Source organism: Pseudonocardia sp. SID8383, from assembly GCF_009864975.1.
Taxonomy (GTDB): Bacteria; Actinomycetota; Actinomycetes; order Mycobacteriales; family Pseudonocardiaceae; genus Pseudonocardia; species Pseudonocardia alni.
The window spans coordinates 1-1,702 of the sequence record NZ_WWFY01001061.1; the positions used below are offsets into that span (position 1 = coordinate 1).

General features: G+C 75.7%; 1 protein-coding gene. It reads left to right on the top strand.

Going from position 1 to position 1,702, the window contains the following annotated elements; translation table 11 throughout:
• Positions 1 to 851: 851 nt before the first annotated feature.
• A partial coding sequence (locus GTW08_RS25665; protein WP_161152650.1) for an HAD-IB family hydrolase occupies positions 852 to 1,702 on the top strand: 851 nt, incomplete at its 3' end.

Sequence of the window (1,702 nt, forward strand, 5' to 3'; positions counted from 1 at the left end):
CGCCGCAGCGCCGGGCCCCGGCCCGGTCGAGCAACACGACCGGTGCGCGGGCCCACGCACGGCGGGCGTCGGCCGCGTCGACCGCGCGCTGGGCGTCCATGTCGGCTGCCGCGGCGAGTCGCAGCAGCGCGTCGAGCAGCTCGGGATCGTCGGCCACGATCAGGCAGCGCCGGTCCATCGCGTCGTCCTCCACACCGGCCCGCCGGTGCGGGCCCCGGTGTCGAGCGTGCGGTCCCGGGAGGGCCCCGCCGGCCCCGATCGCCGGCCTGTGGACAACGTCGTGGAAACGGCCCGGCCTGTGGACAACCCACGGGTTCCGTCGGTGTCGTGCGGGAGGATGGAGCACGGGGGAGGGCCCTCGCGGGCGCGCCACGGAGGAGCAGAACCGGAGCGGCGGGCAGCTCACCGGGGAGGCGGGCGACCGACACGACCGTGTCGTCCGACCCCGGACGTAGGACGACCCCCGCCAGGGGGGATTGGCGGGGGCCGTCGGGCGGTTCAGCCCCGGGGGGTCGAGCTGAACCCGCTCGGACCACGTCCGAGCTCGGTCAACTGTAGCCGGAACATGCCGGTCGCGCCCATACTCCGGCCGTGGCCTGCGCCGACCGGTACCGGCGGCGACGTCGCTCTCGACCCCGACGGGGTGAACTCCGCCACTGACCGGTGGGCGCGTCCGGGCGACCGGTCGCGTACGTTCGATCACCCTCCGCTGCCGGTCATCGGCCTGCTCGTACCCCCGGCCGGGCGGTGCGGGGACGGGCGGCGCCCGTCGTGGGGCCGACGGTCGGCGGGGTGTGGAAGAGTCGGGGACCGGGGACGAGGCGCGTCCCGGTTCGGGCAGGCTGGACGTCGTGCCCGAGTTCTCCACAGCCCCCGTCGCACCGGACCGGACCGCCGGCCCCCGGGCGGTGTTCCTCGACCTCGACAACACGATCATCGCCGGGTCGAGTGCGCTGGCGTTCGCGCGTCCGTTCGCCCGCGCCGGTCTGATCGACCGCTCGACCGTCCTGCGCGGGGCGTGGGCTCAGCTGCTGCTCGTGCTCGCCGGGGCGGACGCGTCCACGATGGACACCCTGCGCCGGCGGATGGTGCTGATCTGTCAGGGCTGGGAGGTGGCGCGGGTCCGCGCGATCGTCGCCGAGACGCTGCAGGAGATCGTGGGCCCGCTCGTCTACCCCGAGGCGGTCCGGCTGATCGAGCACCACCGTGCGCAGGGGGCGGAGATCGTGCTGCTGTCGGCGTCGGGGCTGGAGGTCGTCGAGCCGATCGCCGAGCTGGTCGGGATCACGCGCTTCCGGGCGACCCGGATGCACATCGAGGACGGCCGCTACGTCGGGGAGATCGCGTTCTACTGCTACGGGGAGGGCAAGGCCGTCGCGGCCCGGGAGATCGCCGAGGAGCTGGGACTCGACCTCGCGCGGTGCGCCGCCTACACCGACTCGATCACCGACCTGCCGCTGCTGGAGGCGGTCGGGCAGCCGTCCGTCGTGAACCCGGACCGGGAGCTACGGGTGATCGCCCGTGAGCGGGGGTGGCCGGTGCTCGCGTTCGTGCGCGCCGCCTCCCGCCGGGACCGGCTGTTCCGGCTGCGCGACCGGCTGTCCGACCGGTTCGCGGCCGGGGCCCGGGGTGGCGTCCACGCCGGGCGGGCGACCGATGGGGCCGGCGAGGACACCGGTGGGGTCGGCGCGGGCGGGCCCCG